Source organism: Nitrosomonas sp., from assembly GCA_031316255.1.
Classification (GTDB): Bacteria; Pseudomonadota; Gammaproteobacteria; order Burkholderiales; family Nitrosomonadaceae; genus Nitrosomonas.
This window is the reverse complement of the sequence record JALDQW010000001.1, coordinates 1,971,879-1,989,989: the sequence shown is the minus strand read 5'-3', so window position 1 is coordinate 1,989,989 and position 18,111 is coordinate 1,971,879. Positions and strand designations below refer to the sequence as shown.

Annotated in this window: 16 protein-coding genes and 1 tRNA gene; 7 read left to right on the top strand and 10 right to left on the bottom strand. The window is 44.9% G+C overall.

The features are described from left to right. Positions 1 to 39: 39 nt before the first annotated feature. From tpx to MRK00_08865, 5 genes are all read left to right on the top strand, one after another. Positions 40 to 534, top strand: coding sequence for a thiol peroxidase (gene tpx, locus MRK00_08885; protein ID MDR4517487.1), 495 nt, complete (start codon positions 40 to 42; stop codon positions 532 to 534). Positions 535 to 565: 31 nt separating this feature from the next. Beyond that, positions 566 to 2,017 carry an aminomethyl-transferring glycine dehydrogenase subunit GcvPB gene (gene gcvPB, locus MRK00_08880; protein ID MDR4517486.1) on the top strand — a complete coding sequence of 484 codons (1,452 nt, stop codon included), beginning with the start codon at positions 566 to 568 and terminating at the stop codon, positions 2,015 to 2,017. 175 nt (positions 2,018 to 2,192) lie between these two features. Continuing rightward, on the top strand, positions 2,193 to 3,128 hold the full coding sequence (locus tag MRK00_08875; GenBank protein MDR4517485.1) for a carbohydrate kinase family protein: 936 nt from the start codon (positions 2,193 to 2,195) through the stop codon (positions 3,126 to 3,128). Between the two features lie 73 nt (positions 3,129 to 3,201). Beyond that, a complete protein-coding gene (locus MRK00_08870) occupies positions 3,202 to 4,050 on the top strand; it encodes an endonuclease/exonuclease/phosphatase family protein (GenBank protein MDR4517484.1) in 849 nt (282 codons plus the stop codon). A gap of 201 nt (positions 4,051 to 4,251) precedes the next feature. Beyond that, positions 4,252 to 4,653, top strand: coding sequence for a hypothetical protein (locus tag MRK00_08865; GenBank protein MDR4517483.1), 402 nt, complete (start codon positions 4,252 to 4,254; stop codon positions 4,651 to 4,653). Between the two features lie 186 nt (positions 4,654 to 4,839). On the opposite strand, the gene MRK00_08860 is transcribed toward MRK00_08865, so the two are convergent. From MRK00_08860 to MRK00_08830, 7 genes are all read right to left on the bottom strand, one after another. Then, positions 4,840 to 4,929 (bottom strand) — tRNA-Ser (locus MRK00_08860). 140 nt (positions 4,930 to 5,069) lie between these two features. Further along, a complete protein-coding gene (locus MRK00_08855; protein MDR4517482.1) occupies positions 5,070 to 5,522 on the bottom strand; it encodes a PAS domain-containing protein in 453 nt (150 codons plus the stop codon). Positions 5,523 to 5,584: 62 nt separating this feature from the next. After that, positions 5,585 to 6,064 (bottom strand): polyketide cyclase, encoded by a 480-nt coding sequence (locus MRK00_08850; GenBank protein MDR4517481.1) that lies wholly within the window; start codon positions 6,062 to 6,064, stop codon positions 5,585 to 5,587. Between the two features lie 23 nt (positions 6,065 to 6,087). Further along, the gene (locus MRK00_08845) at positions 6,088 to 7,245 is read right to left on the bottom strand and encodes an FAD-dependent oxidoreductase (protein ID MDR4517480.1); all 1,158 of its coding nucleotides are present in this window, start codon (positions 7,243 to 7,245) and stop codon (positions 6,088 to 6,090) included. Positions 7,246 to 7,254: 9 nt separating this feature from the next. Continuing rightward, entirely contained in the window at positions 7,255 to 8,202 is a 948-nt protein-coding gene (gene gluQRS, locus MRK00_08840; GenBank protein ID MDR4517479.1) for a tRNA glutamyl-Q(34) synthetase GluQRS, read from the bottom strand. Positions 8,203 to 8,208: 6 nt separating this feature from the next. Beyond that, the gene (locus MRK00_08835) at positions 8,209 to 11,466 is read right to left on the bottom strand and encodes an AAA family ATPase (GenBank protein MDR4517478.1); all 3,258 of its coding nucleotides are present in this window, start codon (positions 11,464 to 11,466) and stop codon (positions 8,209 to 8,211) included. Between the two features lie 11 nt (positions 11,467 to 11,477). Further along, positions 11,478 to 12,770, bottom strand: coding sequence for an exonuclease SbcCD subunit D C-terminal domain-containing protein (locus MRK00_08830; GenBank protein MDR4517477.1), 1,293 nt, complete (start codon positions 12,768 to 12,770; stop codon positions 11,478 to 11,480). A gap of 190 nt (positions 12,771 to 12,960) precedes the next feature. On the opposite strand from MRK00_08830, the gene MRK00_08825 reads away from it, so the two are divergent. Continuing rightward, on the top strand, positions 12,961 to 13,263 hold the full coding sequence (locus MRK00_08825) for a hypothetical protein (GenBank protein MDR4517476.1): 303 nt from the start codon (positions 12,961 to 12,963) through the stop codon (positions 13,261 to 13,263). 12 nt (positions 13,264 to 13,275) lie between these two features. Here the strand turns inward: MRK00_08825 and MRK00_08820 are convergent, their stop codons facing one another. The 3 genes from MRK00_08820 to MRK00_08810 all read right to left on the bottom strand — a co-directional run bounded on the left by MRK00_08820 (position 13,276) and on the right by MRK00_08810 (position 16,497). Further along, positions 13,276 to 14,871 (bottom strand): adenylate/guanylate cyclase domain-containing protein, encoded by a 1,596-nt coding sequence (locus tag MRK00_08820; GenBank protein ID MDR4517475.1) that lies wholly within the window; start codon positions 14,869 to 14,871, stop codon positions 13,276 to 13,278. A gap of 41 nt (positions 14,872 to 14,912) precedes the next feature. After that, on the bottom strand, positions 14,913 to 15,641 hold the full coding sequence (locus MRK00_08815) for an HDOD domain-containing protein (GenBank protein MDR4517474.1): 729 nt from the start codon (positions 15,639 to 15,641) through the stop codon (positions 14,913 to 14,915). 202 nt (positions 15,642 to 15,843) lie between these two features. Then, positions 15,844 to 16,497 carry a protocatechuate 3,4-dioxygenase gene (locus MRK00_08810; GenBank protein MDR4517473.1) on the bottom strand — a complete coding sequence of 218 codons (654 nt, stop codon included), beginning with the start codon at positions 16,495 to 16,497 and terminating at the stop codon, positions 15,844 to 15,846. Between the two features lie 191 nt (positions 16,498 to 16,688). On the opposite strand from MRK00_08810, the gene gdhA reads away from it, so the two are divergent. Beyond that, positions 16,689 to 18,032, top strand: a complete 1,344-nt coding sequence (gdhA, locus tag MRK00_08805; GenBank protein MDR4517472.1) for an NADP-specific glutamate dehydrogenase — start codon at positions 16,689 to 16,691, stop codon at positions 18,030 to 18,032. The last annotated feature ends 79 nt before the right edge of the window (positions 18,033 to 18,111 follow it).

Genomic DNA, 18,111 nt, shown 5'->3' with positions numbered 1-18,111 from the left:
ATTTTAGATCGTTTATTCAAAAAAAGTAAGGAAACAGTTATGGTCACTCATTTAGGCAATCCAATTCGTATCGACGGTGTTTTTCCCAAAGTTGGTCAGAAGGCACCGGCTTTTTCGCTGGTCAACCGCGACTTGGCCGATGTCACGCTTGAAAATTTTTCCGGAAAGAAAAAAGTACTGAATATTGTTCCAAGTCTAGACACACCGGTCTGCGCACTCTCCACTCGCAAATTCAACGAGCAGGCCAGCAATATGAATAACACGGTTGTCCTCATTATTGCTGCCGATCTACCTTTCGCCATGAGCCGTTTCTGCGATACGGAAAATCTGGATAAAGTGATTACACTCTCAACGATGCGCGGCGCAAATTTCATGAAAGATTACGGCGTGGCTATTGCAGAAGGGCCGTTTGCCGGCATCACGGCACGCGCGGTTATCGTTCTGGATGAATCGGACACAATCGTTCATGCCGAGCTTGTTCCAGAAATTGCTGATGAACCGAACTATGATGCAGCACTGGCTGCATTGAAATAATCTCACTCTTTTCAACACAATAACACCTAACATGCTGATATTTGAACATGCACGCCCTGGGCGACGTAATTATTCTCAAGCACCGACAACAACAGCAAGTATTGACGGTATTCCAGATAATTTTCTGCGAAAAAAACAGCCTTTGTTGCCAGAAGTCTCTGAAATGGATACCGTACGCCACTATACACGGTTATCACAAAAGAATTTCTCGATAGATACTGAATTCTATCCTTTGGGTTCATGTACCATGAAATATAACCCGCGCGCGTGCAACTCACTGGCAATGCTGCCACAATATTTGAGTAGACATCCCCTCGCTCCAAATGATACCGGTCAGGGCTTTCTTGCCTGTATGTACGACTTACAGGAAATTTTAAAAGACGTAACCGGCATGGCCGGCATTAGCCTTGCACCGATGGCCGGTGCACAGGGCGAGTTGATCGGTGTCATGATGATACGCGCATACCATGAATCCCGCGGCGACTTTGCCCGTACCGAAATTATCGTACCGGATGCAGCGCACGGCACCAATCCCGCAACTGCAGTCATGTGCGGTTTCAAAGTTGTTGAAATTGCTACTGACAAGGAAGGCAACGTCGACCTGGATGCCCTAAAAGCAGCTGTAGGACCGCAAACTGCGGGCTTAATGTTGACAAATCCCTCCACCCTCGGCGTGTTTGAAGAAAATGTCACTGAAATGAGCCGTGTTGTTCATCAGGCAGGCGGTTTGTTATATTATGATGGCGCCAATTTGAACGCCGTACTGGGTAAGGTAAAACCCGGTGATATGGGGTTCGATGTCATACATATTAATCTGCATAAAACTTTTTCAACCCCTCACGGCGGTGGCGGACCGGGTTCGGCGCCGGTAGGCGTAGCCAAACGTCTATTGCCATTTCTGCCGGTACCATTTGTGACACAGGAAAACGGCAAATACCGCTGGGTAAACGAAAAAGAACAGCCACAGTCGATTGGACGTCTGTCGGCACATATGGGCAATGCTGGCGTATTATTACGTGCTTATATTTATGTTCGTCTTTTGGGCAGAGATGGCATGCACCGAATTGCTGAATTTGCCACATTGAACGCCAATTATTTAATGGCAGAACTGAAAAAGTCCGGTTTCGAGATCGCCTACCCTACCCGCCGGGCAAGTCACGAATTTATCGTAACGCTGAAAGACATCAAGGAAAAAACCGGCGTTACCGCCATGAATCTTGCCAAACGGCTGCTGGATAAAGGCTTTCATGCTCCGACAACCTATTTCCCGATTCTGGTTCCGGAATGCTTGTTAATTGAACCTGCCGAAACGGAATCAAAACAAACACTGGACGCTTTCGTAACGGCCATGAAAGAAATCCTGACTGAAATTCAGGAACAGCCTGATTTTGTTAAAAACGCACCCCATACTATGCCATTAAGAAAGCTTGACGACGTTAAGGCAGCACGCGAACTGGATCTTTGCTGGAAACCGGACACCTAAGCAGATACACGCCATATCTTCGGCATCTCTTATTTCCGCAGTCAAAACTTCAGTATAAACAAGTTTCCCTTTGTGCACTCAATGCGCAAAGGGAAATCATAACACTTCACAATAACCAAAACTTTGGTTAACCTGTCGACAAGCTCAACAAACCTTATGACTCTATATTAAAATTATGCGTACTCTGATCTGTGGTTCTATCGCTTATGACAACATTATGGTTTTCCCCGATCATTTTAAAAACCATATTCTTCCCGAAAAAATCCATGTTCTGAATGTCGCCTTTCTGGTACCGGAAATGCGCAGGGAATTCGGAGGGTGCGCCGGAAACATTGCCTACAATCTGAGAATGCTTGGCGGGGAACCTGTCATGATGGCAACTGTCGGCGATGATATTCAACCCTATACCGAACGATTCGATCAACTGGGACTGGATCAGTCATGCATTCTACATGTAAAAGACACTTTCACTGCACAAGCGTTTATTACCACCGATCTGGCCGATAACCAGATCACGGCATTTCATCCAGGCGCAATGAATTTCTCACATTTAAATTCCATTAATGATGCTTCACACATCAAGCTCGGCATTATTGCACCTGACGGTCGCGACGGCATGATACAGCATGCGCAAGAGTTTAAATCAGCGGGCATCCCTTTTATATTCGACCCAGGCCAAGGTTTGCCCATGTTTAATGGAGATGAACTGGGAGAGTTTATTGACAAAGCGGATTATATTGCAGTCAACGATTACGAGGGTCAGTTGCTGCAAGAACGTACCGGCCTTACCCTGGAAGCGATTGCGGACAGAACCCGGGCATTAATTGTCACACTGGGCCCTGAAGGCTCAATCATTTATACAGATAGCAAACAAATCAGAATTCCCAGTGTCAAACCGGCTGAAATCGTCGACCCCACTGGATGCGGCGATGCATATCGCGCCGGTTTGCTCTATGGCATTGTCAATGACATGGACTGGCAAACAGCAGGACAGCTTGGATCACTGATGGGTGCACTCAAAATAGCACACCGCGGCGGACAAAACCACCATTTTACACGTGACGAAATTGACCAGCATTATTTTGAAAATTTTAACAGCCGGATTTTTTAAACAATATTAATCAGCATTGGATTCATACAATACAGAGTTCTTTCAAAATCTGTTTTAAATACTGTCATTCATTATGCAGTTATTAAGCTGGAACATCCAGTGGGGGCGCGGCATCGATGGCATAGTCGATCTTCAGCGTATCCTAAAAACGATTCGTCAACTGGGTGATTTTGACGTCATTTGCTTACAGGAAGTTGCGGTTAATTTTCCAGGATTACCCGGCGGCCAGATAGGCGATCAATTTGCCGAACTTTCTGCTGGTCTGCCCGATTATACCGCCATATACGGTACAGCAACCGATGTGCCTGATCGCTATAACGGCCGCAACCACTTTGGCAATGCCGTTTTTTCCCGTTTACCTGTCGGACAGGTCTGGCGGCATTTACTTCCCTGGGTAGCCGAACCGGCAACCCCGAGCATGCAGCGGATACTGGTAGAAGCTGTAGTGACGACACCATTCGGCCCTATCCGCATTATGACCACACATCTCGAGTATTACTCTCAGAAACAACGTGAAATCCAGATCAAGTCAATCCGTCGTTTGCATGCCGAAGCATGCGCCATGTCCGATCGCACACCTCAAACTTCTGAACAAGGCAGTCCTTTCGAAGTCTTCTCACGTCCTGTTCAGGCCATACTCTGCGGCGATTTGAATTTTCCGGCTACAGCGAACGAGCGTTCACAAATTCTTGCACCATTTTCAAATGGCGTCCCGTCTTTTCTAGATGCACGATCAATAATGTACCCAAATGAACCGCATGCACCGACAGTCGGCATTCATCCAGTGAATTTTGTTGACCGACCAGAGTGTTTCGATCACATTTTCGTCACCGATGGCTTACAACGTCACCTAAGAAACCACAACATTGACACCAAAACACAAGCGTCCGACCATCAACCCGTGTGGATAGAGTTGTCCTGAGGAATAACCGTTTCCATAGGGCTTTCAATACACTGATGTTTGGAAGATTTCGGGTAATGGAGATACAATAAACGCACAGTGTTAATCACACTGGCTTGCGATTACTATTGTCAATTGATGCACGACCACCCTATCCTTTAATCGGACCATTGAATTTGCTTGGATTTCACTGCATCAGATAAATCACAGGAGAAACATATAATGAAACGAATCATTGTAGCGCTCGTCTTTTTATTATCCACTACTGCAACACATGCTGCAGGCCCATTTGATGGCATTTATTCATATAATTTTGGCGGTACTATTGCCGGCTTCGCATCAATTCATGAAAAAAATGGCGTCATGATAGCAATAACGTTGGACCCTTCACCATTCGAATCAGGTTGGGAAGCGATAAGCGGGATCCGTAATGGTAATAACGTTCGTTTAAGCTCTATTTTCGGCACCGTCAATGTTGAAGTCGACATCACATTTAATGGCGATAACTCAACTGGATCGGCTACAGTAATATCCTGTAGTGACAAAGATGACAACCCGTCGAATGACAGCGAGAATTGTGATTTACCTGCGGGTACTGTATTAAATTTAAACAAGATTTTTTAATCAGAAAATGTAGCTTTCCGGTACGGTCGCGACAGAAATACGGTTACCCGATACGCCTCACACTGGTTCCAGTGTGCACGACTATAGAAACGGCACATAAAAGTTTGAATTTCTGAATGTGTTGATCAGAGGTGTTGGGAGAAATTAGATTTTATGGATTATTGCGGAGGTGTGCGGATATGAAAATGGCGGAGGCGGTGAGATTCGAACTCACGGTAGAGTCACCCCTACGGCAGTTTTCAAGACTGCTGCCTTAAACCACTCGGCCACACCTCCGTACAAAGCGGGTATCATACCCTTTCATATTTCTTTTTTCCAGTTTATTTACCCGTCGGATGAAAAATGGACTTTAACGCGGTAAACATGCAGTATAAATTTGTTCCGGATGCCAAACCACTGTTAATTTCTCCACCACGCTATTTTTCAAGCTCCTGCAGGCGTGCGCGTAATCGTTTAATTTCTTCGTCGGCTTTCACCTGCTCGGTTGCATCGTATTGAACACCCAGAAAATAAAGCAGGTTATCTTTTGAATCGAAAAGCGGCATCATCATCAAATGATTGTAAAACAATTCCCCATTTTTCTTGTAATTTCTCAACGTAACTTCAACGGCCTCCTTGTTGTTAATCGCTGCTTTTAATTTGGCAACCGCTTCCTGATCACGGTCACTGCCCTGCAAAAAACGACAGTTTTTACCCAGCGTTTCTTCCTGCGAATAACCTGTAATCGTTTCAAATGCTTTGTTTGCGTAAACAAGCGGCATGTCTTCCTGATCAGGATCTGCCAGGGTCACGCCATTAATACAAGAATCCAGAATTTTGGATAGTACTTGTGGTATTAAACCAGGATCTTTTTCAACGATAAAGTCCATAATATTTCTCCAAGTTAATAGTCAAGCCGGACTGCAAAACCAATTTAGCGCTCGCAATTCTATTAAGCGGTTTCTGCATTTTCAGCTTCAATTATTTTTTTAATATTATGCACTGTTCTTTCAGTGCCATCTTGAACAGCAATGCGGATGAGCTTCTCAAAAGGTTTCATGTGCAACTCCAGATCAAGCAACTCAAACACGAAAGTCACTCGACTGGTCTGTTCATTCACCGTTTCTATCATATAGTCACAGCGGTACGGATTTGAAACACCTTCGAAACAGATCCGCGAACCCGCGTCAAACACCGTAACCTTGAATGTTGATTCCGAACGGTTTCCCTGATCAACACGCACCTGGCGGCACAGCGTTCCAATGCTGACTGGACCATCTGTCAATTTTTCTAGTTCTTTTACTTCCGGCGACCAACGTGGGTAATTTTCAAGCAGATCGATGCCGATAAAATTAAACAGTTTGTCAGATGGATTATGAATCAATGCGTTGGCTTTACCAACAACAGGGGTTTGTTTTAATAAACCAAACATAAATAGTCTCCTGCGTCTTATTCTTAAACCACATAAGTATCAATCCCTTTCAATAGTAAATCATATTGAGCCTCTACCAATTCCTTAATTGCAAGTGCGGGAATACCGGTTACGATATTTCCTTCGGAAACCAGCCAGCCGACAGCATCCGAAGGACCGAGATTGACCACGTAACCGATATCATGATGCAGATAGGGCTCAAGTACCTTTAAAAATCCTGAATGGCGCAAAATATTTCTAGCAATCAGTTTACCTTTACGCACAGCGGATTGGGCGGATTGAACATTTGAACCCAAAGAACTGAAAACGGTGCAATCGCCCGCAGCGAAGATATTCTGCAACGTTTTTTGATCGACCACAACTTGTCCAAAAAGATTTGCTGACAGCAAGTTTTCCTGCCTTTTACCAAGAAATAGACAGGTCAATTGCGATGGCAGTTCATAAACTTCGCCCGTCTGCTGGTTTTCGAGCTGAATTTGATGGTCAGTCTGCCGACGGTAACGAGTATTGGCAACACATTCAATTTTCAAATCCCGCAAACAGGATTGCACATAAGTATCAAATCCTTGCGGAAACTGCGCAAGTACCCGATCACCGGAATATATCAAACGCAATTTGGCAACAATTCTTTTTCTACTCAGGAATTGTCTGATTTCAAACAAAAACTGAATACCCGTCGCACCTGCGCCCACTACTGAAATGAACAATTCATCCTGTTCAAGCCTACTCAAACGCTCAAGTAGTAATTCTGAACCGGCGGTCTGGATGAAATGTTGCAACGTGATCACATTTTCCGTTTCTTCGGACTGCTGCTTGTCCGCACCCGTGGTTATAACCAGATAGTCAAATTCAATAATCTCATCACCGACCGCAAGATACCGATTCTCCTGACACTGCTGCAGTAATTCATCCGTAACAGCCAGAACTGACTGAATATGCCGGCAATTAAAACGCGTTTCCAGCACATTAAAGGGTAGCAGCAAATCTGACAACGGATAACGAAATGTCTCGTGCAAATGCGTAACTTTAAGATGTTTGTCGTCAGGATCAATGAGCGTGATATCAATATCGGACGAATACTGCTTTAACGTCGTCAACGCAGCCATGCCGGCATAGCCGCCGCCGACTATCACCACTTTAATCCTTCTCTGCCTGGGTATATAAAATGGCAAAAACGCCACAAAATCTCCTTATGTCATGAAACCTGTTGATACACCGGATAATGGAATACTATCAGGATTCCAATGCTGAATGGCCCATTGCCAGAATGCTTCGAGATTACAGTCCTGCAATCCTTTCGGCGGAGCCTGGCCAAGAAAGTCTAATGCGGCCACCAGTTGGGATAATACATTGATTTGCGCGACAGGTGCAGCAAAGGTTTGTTTACTGAGTTTCTCGCCTTTTTCATTGGTGACAATCGGCAAGTGCAAATAAACCGGAGTCGGATAACCTAACAGCTGCTGCAAATACATCTGCCGCGGCGTTGAATCGAACAAATCCGCACCACGCACCACATGTGTGATATTTTGCTGTGCATCATCAACCACTACCGCCAGTTGATACGCAAATACACCATCTGAACGGTTCAGAATAAAATCCCCGATGTCACTTGCAATATGATGGGACAAAAATCCCTGCAAACGGTCATTGAATGCAACCGCCCGTTGATCTGTCCTGATACGTAGCGCACTTCTCTTTGTATCCTTATCTGGTGGCAGAGAACCCTTAGCGCTTTCTCTGCACGTACCCGGATAAATGGGACCGCTGATACCGACCATACTGGAATCAGCAATTTCCTTGCGCGAACAGGTACATGCATATGTCAATTGCTGTTTCTCCAGTTCAGACAACGCAGCGCGATATAAATCATGACGGCGGCTCTGGTATATCACTTCGCCATCCCATGCCATTCCCAGTTTTTCCAGCAATACCAGGATATCACGCGCCGCCCCAGGCACTTCTCGCGGCGGATCAAGATCTTCTATCCTGACCAGCCATTCACCATGATGCGACCTGGCATCCAGATAACTGCCGACGGCAGTCACCAGTGAACCGAAATGTAACGGTCCCGTGGGCGATGGCGCAAAGCGTCCGCGGTAATGATTGTGTTTGGATGACGTATCAACCATTGGAATCATTTTGCATCATCCGGAAAATTCTATTTCTCTGCAACCGGGGCCTGATATTCGGCCTTTTCCGCCTGCCTGGGGAATAACCTGTATCTGTACACTAATCCGTTCTTTCAGCGCGGGCACATGCGAAATAATGCCGATCAGTTTGCCTTCCTGATGCAGACCGGCGAGCGTCGCAAGCGCTGTTTCAAGCGCTTCCTCGTCAAGCGTGCCAAAACCCTCATCCAGAAACAAGGAGTCAACACGTACATTTTTACTCGCCATATGCGACAAACCCAACGCCAGCGCCAAACTGACGATAAAACTCTCCCCACCCGACAGGTTCTTGGTAGAGCGAATCTCTCCCGCCTGATAATCATCAACGACATTCAGTTCCAGTGGCCGCTCATGATCTCGCATCAGCAAATAACGATCAGTCAGCTTCCGCAATTGCCGGTTCGCATGGCCAATCATCAGTTCAAATGTCAGGCCTTGTGCAAAATTACGGAATTTCTTGCCGTCGGCAGAACCAATCAAGCTGTGCAGCTGTTCCCATCGACTGCATTCTTTCCCTTGTGCTTCAATCGAATCCTGTTTTTTACCGATTTTCTCCAAGGCTTTTTTATTCTCCGTCAGTTGATAACTCAGTCGAGCGATCTCACCACGGCGATGTGTTAGCATGTCTTCCAGTGCCTTGCTTTCAAGTTCCAGGGTTTGACGCTTGGATTCCGTCATTTTTTTGTTCGTCTCAGCGGACAACCGGTTTTCCCTGTCCTTCATACGTGTCTGTATTGCTGTAAAACGATCATCAAGAATTTTTGCGCTGGATCTCAGTTCTTCCAGTTCCTGCAATGTCATACGACTGTCAGCGAATTGCTGTTCATCGGCAAATCCGGCTGCATGCAATGCTTCCAGAAACGATGCTTCCAGTGTTTGAAGTTCATTAATTCTCTTAGCGATTCTTGTTTTGAGTGTAGAAATATTCACTGTGATTGCATGATGCAACTGTCTGGCGTTATCCCATTCGTTGCGGGCAGCTTTTTCTATACCCTCCGCTTCATAAACCGCCTTTCCCAGTCGGGCCTCTTCTGCATCTGGATTCTTCGCTCCAAACAAATACTCACGTTCAAGACTCTGCTTCTCGAAATCTTTTTTATGCGTATTCAAGACAGTTTGCTTCTCCAGAAATGTTTTTTCCCGGGTATCCAGAACCGCACCCAATTTTTCCAATTCATGGCTGAGTTCAGCGATTCGTTTTTCCGCTTCCTCCTTTTTTTCCTGCATGCCCCGCCAATCGTTCATACGTTTTATTAGCAGCTGCAAAATTGCCGCCGTTTCAGTATCGGGTATTTCCCGTACATCATAAGGTTTCAATCGAACCAGCAAAGACTGTTTCAGGCGAACAAAATCTGCGTTGCTTATTTCGTGCACCGCCTCAATATCTCGCAGATTTTTCTCGCTATTGCTGTGTTCATTAGTAGCTTCTGCCACCAGTTTTTCGGATAGCGTCATGTCCTTCAATTTTTGCTTCTCCACCTTCTCCAAAGCCTGGATTTCGGTTTCCAAATGTTCTGCTTTTTCGATGCGCTCCGTCAACAGCGTAATTTTCTTCTCGGCCTCATTCATCAGTGGAACATGGCCTGCTGCGAAGGGATGTTCCGTAGATCCACAAAGCGGGCAAGGTTTACCGACTTCCAGCCGCGCTCTTTCGGATTCAAGATCAGCAATTTTGTTCAACAACGCCATTTCTCGCAGCAAAGTATCCTTCTCCGCACGGTACTCACGCAATAACCGGTTATTCAGCATAATCTCTAAATCTTTCTGTTGACGGCTGATCTGTTTTTGAATCGCCTGAATTTCCTGTTTGTGAACGGCAAGTAACCCAGCCCGGCTGGCGAGCACATTTTTGGCTGACGCCAACTGCTCCATTGCTTTTGTCCGGGATTCTTTTTTCCGTACAATATCCTGCTGAACCGATATCAAGCCGTTAATTCTTTCCTCAATTCCGGTCAATTCGCTGACAAGCATTCCATCCTGAGCATGGCCCTGTAAATAATCCTGATTTTGCTGTAAATCTTTCCGCATTGCCTCCAGTCTCTGTCTATGTTGTCGCTGAAGCCTTTTATCCCCCGCAATCTGCTCGGCTGTTTTATTGCAATGCGCTGTTTCATTCTCTAGGGTTCTTTTTTTATCCATCAATCGATCATCGAGTGCGCGTATTTTCTGGATTAACGGCATTGCTTTTTTTTGCACATCCTTTGCTTCGACAATTCGCTGCTCAGCATTTTTTAACGCGGTCTCTGCCTGTTGGACGGACGATGCAGTTTGAAGCAGCCTTGACTCTGCATTGTGAAGCGACAGCTGATCTTCAGTCTGCTGGTTCCTGACGGCGACCAAAGTGGCGTAACGGCCATCGATTTCGGCGGCTTTCTGGGCACGGATTAATCGTGCTCGTTCCGGATCAAAAGCAGCGCGCTCGGCAATGAGTTTTTCATGCATTTCAGACAGTGTATTGATTTCTGTCTGCAATTCATGAATCTGTTTTAACCAGGCAAGCGCTTTATCTGTTTCCTGCAATTTTGTGGCAATTTCAGTCTCTTGTTTTTGCTTCTCGTCCAGTTCACGATATACTGCTTCTTCCTGTTCGCTGGATAGAAACTTGATACCGACAATCTCCGCCTTCAGCAAATTTAATTTTTCATGCTCTGAACGCTGCCGCTCATGGACTTTCGCCGATATCTGGCTGTAGATTTCGGTACCGGTAATCTGTTCGAGTATCGGCGCCCGATCATCAGAGTCAGCCTGCAGGAATGCGGAAAAGCCGCCCTGTGCAAGCAATATTGAACGGGTAAAACGGTCAAAATCCATCCCGGTGAGCGACTCAACCTGCTTTGCGACCTCAAGAGTTTTTGTCTCCAGCACCTTCCCTGAATCAGCATCAGCGATTTCATGCCGGGGCGCTTGCAGTTCACCCCCTGACTTTTTGCGGGCTCGGCGCTGACTCCAGTGACAACGATAACGCCCCATCTGTGTTTCAAAAACAACTTCGGCAAAACATTCACCCGTCTGGCGCGACATGATTTCGTTGCTACTTTTGTTAATCCTTGATAGACGGGGAGTCCGGCCATGCAACGCCAGACAAATGGCATCCAATATCGTTGTTTTACCTGCACCGGTCGCCCCGGTAATGGCAAAAATTCCGTCCGATACAAATGCATGATGGTTAAAATCAATTTCCCATTCGCCATTCAGCGAATTCAGATTTTTGAAACGTATTTGAAGAATTCGCACCGGCAGCCTTTTTATTCCATGTGCGCATCGTCTTCGTAAAGCGATTTCACCACTTCCTGGTATGCCTGAATCAAATCCCGTCGCTGTTCATCAGGCACATTGTGCATGTCAAGACAACGGTCAAATACGTCATTAACATCCAGATCATCAAGCGCCTCCTCAGCTTCTATTTGACCGAGCACCCTGTCGATCACGCGACTATTCTTTACACGCAGAATCTCCAACTGTGACCCTGCCACGGCCTCATCGAGACATGTACGCAGATCCCCGGTAATTTCATTGCCTTCATAAATGACCTCAAGCCATGCTTGACTATCAGCAGATGCCAGTGCAGCTATTTCTGCCAACATTGTTTGCAGATTACCTTTGATGCGTTCGAGCTTTTGAAACACGGGAAGCGGAATCAATTTGATTTTGGGTTGACAGATATCTGCACTCGACCGCATTGCACATGAGTTCAAATCAACGATGACCACGCTCTTTTGTTGTTTCGCTTCACCGAAGCTCATGGGAAGCGGTGAACCACTGTAACGCATCGTATCAGAGCCTGCTACCTGTTGTGGCACATGCAAATGCCCAAGCGCCAGGTAATCCAGCCCGTTTGGAAAAATTCCCGCCGAAACATGCGCCAGCGAACCGACATACAACTCCCGCACACCATCACCTTCGATCGTTTTTCCGCCAGCGGTAAATAAATGCCCCATCGCAACAATGGGTATCATTTTGCTCGCAACCGGCATAGATTTTTTTAGGTGCTTCAGGCATTCATCACGCTTTTCTTTAGCAATAACTACAACTTCACAATAATGATTTCGTATGCCTTCAATCAGTTGGCGCTCCTTATCTTCAGTGCTTTCACCGGATTCAACCACGCGAATATCACGATCACGCAAATAGGGAACAGCACAGACAATCAATTCCGGCACATTATCATTATCACTGAGAACAAGTACTTCATCCGCTATATTCTCAGATATGCTGCCTATAACATGCACATCCAGGGCTTTAAGAAGTTCCTTGGGCGCCATAAGGAATGAAGGCGAATCATGATTACCCGCAATGATCACAACATGACGACAACAGGTGACAGATACGCGGCTCAAAAAACGGTAATAAAGCGCTTGTGCTGTGTTGCTTGGCGTTGCGGTGTCAAACACATCACCCGCAACCAACAATACATCCACGCGCTCCTGCTGAATCGTTCTCACCAGCCAATTGAGAAATGCTTCAAATTCGTCAAACCGTTTACGCCCATATAACGTGCGTCCAATATGCCAATCGGAAGTGTGGAGGATTCTAGTCATGTTTTCCCTTTTATATTAGCACTCTAACCCACAGCAATCGCTCATCCAGCAAAGTAAATCAGCAATGCTCGCTATTGCGGCACTGTCGTAAAGAAACCCGTCTCGATTATTATTTTACCTACCTCAACCAGAGTTGATACGCTAAAATACAGTTTTGGTTCGACAAAGATACTTTGCTAAGAGAATTTAAATGACAGATTTAAAATATGATGGAATCGATGAGGACAAAAATAACGGTTTGACACACCTTGGACGAATTGTGCGGGATGCTTGGATTTTTGGCATTCTACCCGAATCAGAAACTTGTGCGGGCTGGGACCATGCGCAGATGCAGAATCTTTACGAAAAGGTCTATGCAGCCTGGGAACCCTATGCGCACCTGCCAAGCCGCTTGCCTGAGGAATTGCAGAAGAAGCATGCACAAATTTATGATCAGGCAATAACACTCGCCAAAGAAAAAGGTTGGGACCCCGAATTAAAAGATGAAGATTAAATCCGCTCAAAACTAATCTAACGAATACGCATAGCACACAGCCAGTTTTTCTTTTTTACCCTTTACACTGATATAAAACGTATCGCCGCATTCAAATTTCATATCCTCGGCAAGGGCTATCGCTTCACGCATTTTTTCGCTAATCAGAACGCCATCAGGCTGGCAATTTTTTTCAATACGTGAAGCGGTATTGACTACATCGCCAATAGTTGTCCAGTCCAGTCTTTCTGGCGTACCGACATTGCCGATAATGACTTTTCCCCAGTGAATTCCGATTCGCAACTGCAATTTGGCCAATTCAGCGCGACTACGTAACTGATTGATGTCAGAAGAGTGTTTCTGCATTTCCAGTGCTGCCACCACAGCATCATGCGGACTGCGGAATAACACCATAATACAATCGCCCATAAACTTGTCTATAAATCCACCATATTTTTTTACAGAAAGAGAAATTCTACGCAACACGGAATTTAATACATGAATGATGGATTCTTCTTCTTCATTCTGCTCGACAAACGTCGTAAAACCCACAATATCGCAAAACAGCACGGCAATATAACATTCTTCATTGTTCAGCAGATTGCCACCCATGCGTACAACTTCTCTGGCTTTTTTTTCAACCAGCTGCGGTACATAGTTACGCGTTATATTATGCACTCTTGCTTCATTTAAAATATCGCCTTCAGAAAGATTGGTTGTATTCCCACCTTCCAGCGATATTTTTTGCCATAAGGTATGAATGGCTGAATGATCATCACGATAACCGCTGACATTAAAAAGCACTGATTCTTCGGAATTCTTACTTTTTTTTATACGCACCCTATAGTTTTCAAATAGACCATTGGGTGTTTCTAGCGCCATACCCCATATCACATCATTATAAAAGTGTATCGAAATAGAACGGGCAAAGATCTCAAGCGATGTATCGTTTTCTTCCAGATTTAGCTGTGCAAGTATGGACGGTGATATTGTTTGAATAGTACCTATACTGGAAAAACTGACGATCCCATATGAAAGTTGGGAAAAAATTTCCTGAAAGTGATTCTGCTCATCTTGCCGATTCATCAATTTTGGCAAAACAACGCCATTTTGATATGTCTGATGTTTTACGATCCTGCCTAAGTAGAATTCAGACCCATCTGAACTCGTTTGTTCCTGAAATCGGTATCCCAGTGTTTGAATTAATTTGTCACTTAAATGCAAGGCATCTCTACAGAAACTTGGCGCACGAATAGCAACAATGGTATCGTCACTGTCATCAAACAAGAAAGAGATATACAGATCATTATCTTCGCAAAATTTAGCGATATTTTTATCACCATGCTCGGCCAACTCATTATTGAACAACGATTTGAGTTCGGTTTCACTGTCAGTCACACCAAAACCAAAATCAACTTGAACAATTTGTTTAAATACGTTGAAATGCATCGCGTTAACCATATGCGCGACCATCTGATGAAACAGAAAATAAGTGGGCTCAATCAATTGCTCCAGATTGAGTCGATTAAGTGATAAAACAGTATGGGCTTTCATGTCATCCCATACATTCTGCTCTAAAGACGTTATAGCGATCGTATGAGACGGGTTTGCCCTAGCAGCTGAAACCATTGGCATTCATTGTTCTGATTTTCAAGGCGTATACCCTTTCATCAAACACATAGAAGATAAATATCATTTTGAATTAATTGCTGCATAAATGACTCTTCCAGCAGGGAATCGCTAAGAATATCACTGGCTCCCAGATTCATCAATTGTTCTTTACGCTCCGGTAACTCAAAGGAGCAACCGCCTATACCTGAGCTCTTTATTAAGCTATTGGCAATAGCTAAAAAATGCAGCGTTTTATCGTGATCAGACGGAAGTCGTTCCAGGTTGGTCGCCACATAGTTTACGAAGTGAGCGGGAAGCTTCCATTCCGAAATCGCTTTTTTTCCGACATCGTAGTGATCGAAATCCAGAAATTTCTGCTCAGCCTTGGCACATGCACAAGGCTTATGCAGCGCGTAATCGAGAATCTTTATATATTCATCAGGATAGTTGAAAAATAACAGCACTTTTCCGATATCGTGCAACAAACCCGCAACAAACGCTTCTTCACTGAGTTTTCTTTCTCCGGATTCGACACAGATCTGCTGACATGCAAGCGCTGTCAGTAACGAATGCTGCCAGACATGTTTTTGTATCATTTCATTTTTACTTTGAGTAAAAATGGCTCGTGAAACAGATAATATTGCAAGAGAACGTATAACGTTTATTCCAAGTAAATTAATCGCATGCGGAATCGTCTTTATATGTTTCCCGCGACAGTACATTGCAGAATTTGCCACTCGAAGTATGAGCGATACTGCGCCCTGATCAGACCTTAAAAGACTGTCCATTTCATGAAAGCAATGATCAGAATCCGCACTAATTTGAATGATTCTGGCCAAAAAGTCCGGCTTTGCCGTAACAGCTTTATAATTGATCGATTCGAGTTTCATTCAAAATCATGCAAACCAAAAAATGTTGAGGAATACATATCCTTTTGGTATGTTTCGTAGCGAAATTGCGAAAACCTTCACCTCTCTATCAACGCAGCGTTCAACGTCCGCTCAATATAATATTGTAAGTATAAGCTATCACACCGTTATTTAAACCCGTCTGCCGCGCAGTCATTGCGATCTGCTCCGATTTGGTTTTATTGCTGAATAGTAAATCGGATGCATTTAATGGTTCATTAGGAAAATACATCTGCGTGATCAATTCTGTATAACCGTGTTTGAAAATCTTGAAATGAATATGTGGCGGACGCATCCATTTTTTTGATGCCGGATAAGCACCCGGTTTTACCGTTTTAAAACGATACTGCCCGTTTTTATCACTGAGGATAATTGCCCAACCCTGAAAATAGGAATCTTTCGGTGCTGGATTAGGGTCTCTCGGATGATTGTACCGGCCATCCGCATTCGCTTGCCAAATGTCAATACCTGCATTTTCTATCGGATGACCGCTGGTATCGCGTATAGAACCGCTTATCACGACATGTTGCCCTTTTGCCAAACCGTTCTGCCCTGCTACTCGGGTCATATCAGCATCTTTATCCTTTTGATCAACAACTGGATAGAAAGGCCCTTCGGCCTCCCTGGGTGTCGGTTTAGCAACCATCTCACCCCAGCTTTCAGTTGCATTTAGCATTCCCGAAACGGTGCCCACCACCCCAAACTTAAGTAGATTTCTTCTAGTTATTGTTTTCATGTCCTTCACCACGGCAGTTAAGAAATAACACAAAGATTACATTTTCTCCCATATTTCTCCTTATCAATAGGCAAAATTAAAAAAACTGCATTTTTTTCCATTTTTTTAAAAAAATACTGTGCAGCTTATGTATTTATTTGGCAGAATGAATGATTCACAAATAACCTTTCTTATACTGGGGAAATCAAAATATGAAATATCAAAGTTTCCAGGAGTTCTGTGACTATGTCGCAGGACGTAATCCTGTTCAACCGGAATTTATACAAGCTGTAAAGGAAGTCATGGAAAGTTTATGGCCTTTTATCAGTGAACATCCACGTTATGCTGAACATGGTGTACTAGACCGTCTGGTAGAACCTGAACGCGCCATCATTTTTCGTGTTGCCTGGGTTGACGATCATGGTGAAGTAAAAGTCAACCGCGGCTATCGCATCCAACATAGCTCAGCGATTGGCCCCTATAAAGGCGGCACTCGATTTCATCCCTCGGTTAATCTGTCTATTTTAAAATTTTTGGCCTTTGAGCAAACTTTTAAAAATGCATTAACAACTTTACCGATGGGTGGCGGCAAAGGCGGATCCGATTTTGATCCCAAAGGAAAGAGCCCCGGTGAAATTATGCGATTCTGCCAGGCTTATGCCAGCGAATTATTCCGTCATGTGGGATCTGATACTGATGTACCGGCAGGCGATATCGGTGTCGGCGGACGTGAAGTCGGTTACATGGCGGGCATGGTGAAGAAACTTGCAAACCGTTCCGATTGCATCTTTACAGGCAAGGGGCTGAGCTTCGGCGGTTCATTAGTCCGTCCAGAGGCAACCGGCTACGGCACCGTTTACTTTGCAAATGAGGTGCTCAAACATGCAAATCGTTCGTTTGATGGTTTGCGCGTTTCAATCTCCGGTTCCGGTAATGTTGCACAATTCGCGATAGAAAAAGCCATGACACTTGGCGCAAAAGTTGTTACCGTTTCTGATTCGAGTGGTTCCGTTGTTGATGAAGACGGATTTACAACGGAGAAGCTTGAAATCTTATCTGAAGTAAAAAATCATCTGTATGCGCGTGTCGATGAATATGCCAAACGCGTCAATGCAACCTACTTACCCAACACCAAACCTTGGCATGTGCCGGTTGATGTTGCGTTGCCCTGTGCAACCCAAAATGAAATCAACGAAGAAGATGCCCAAGCGCTCGTTAAGAATGGCGTAGTCTGCGTAGCCGAGGGCGCCAACATGCCATGCACTGCCGAGGCTGTTGAATGTTTCGAACAAAACAATGTCCTGTATGCACCTGGCAAAGCAAGCAATGCTGGCGGGGTTGCCACTTCGGGTCTGGAAATGAGCCAGCATGCCATGCGGCTATCCTGGACACACGATGAAGTCGATGCTCGCTTATTGGAAATAATGCAGGCAATCCACCAATCCTGCCTGCAATACGGTACACAACCTGATGGCAGAGTAAATTATGTTGATGGCGCGAATATTGCTGGATTTGTAAAAGTAGCGGATGCCATGTTGGGACAAGGCGTAACCTGAGTTTACTTAATTGAATTTAAGGGTGTAAATGCATCAGCAATAGAGTTAGTGAACAATCGCAACATTGTGATAATCGTTG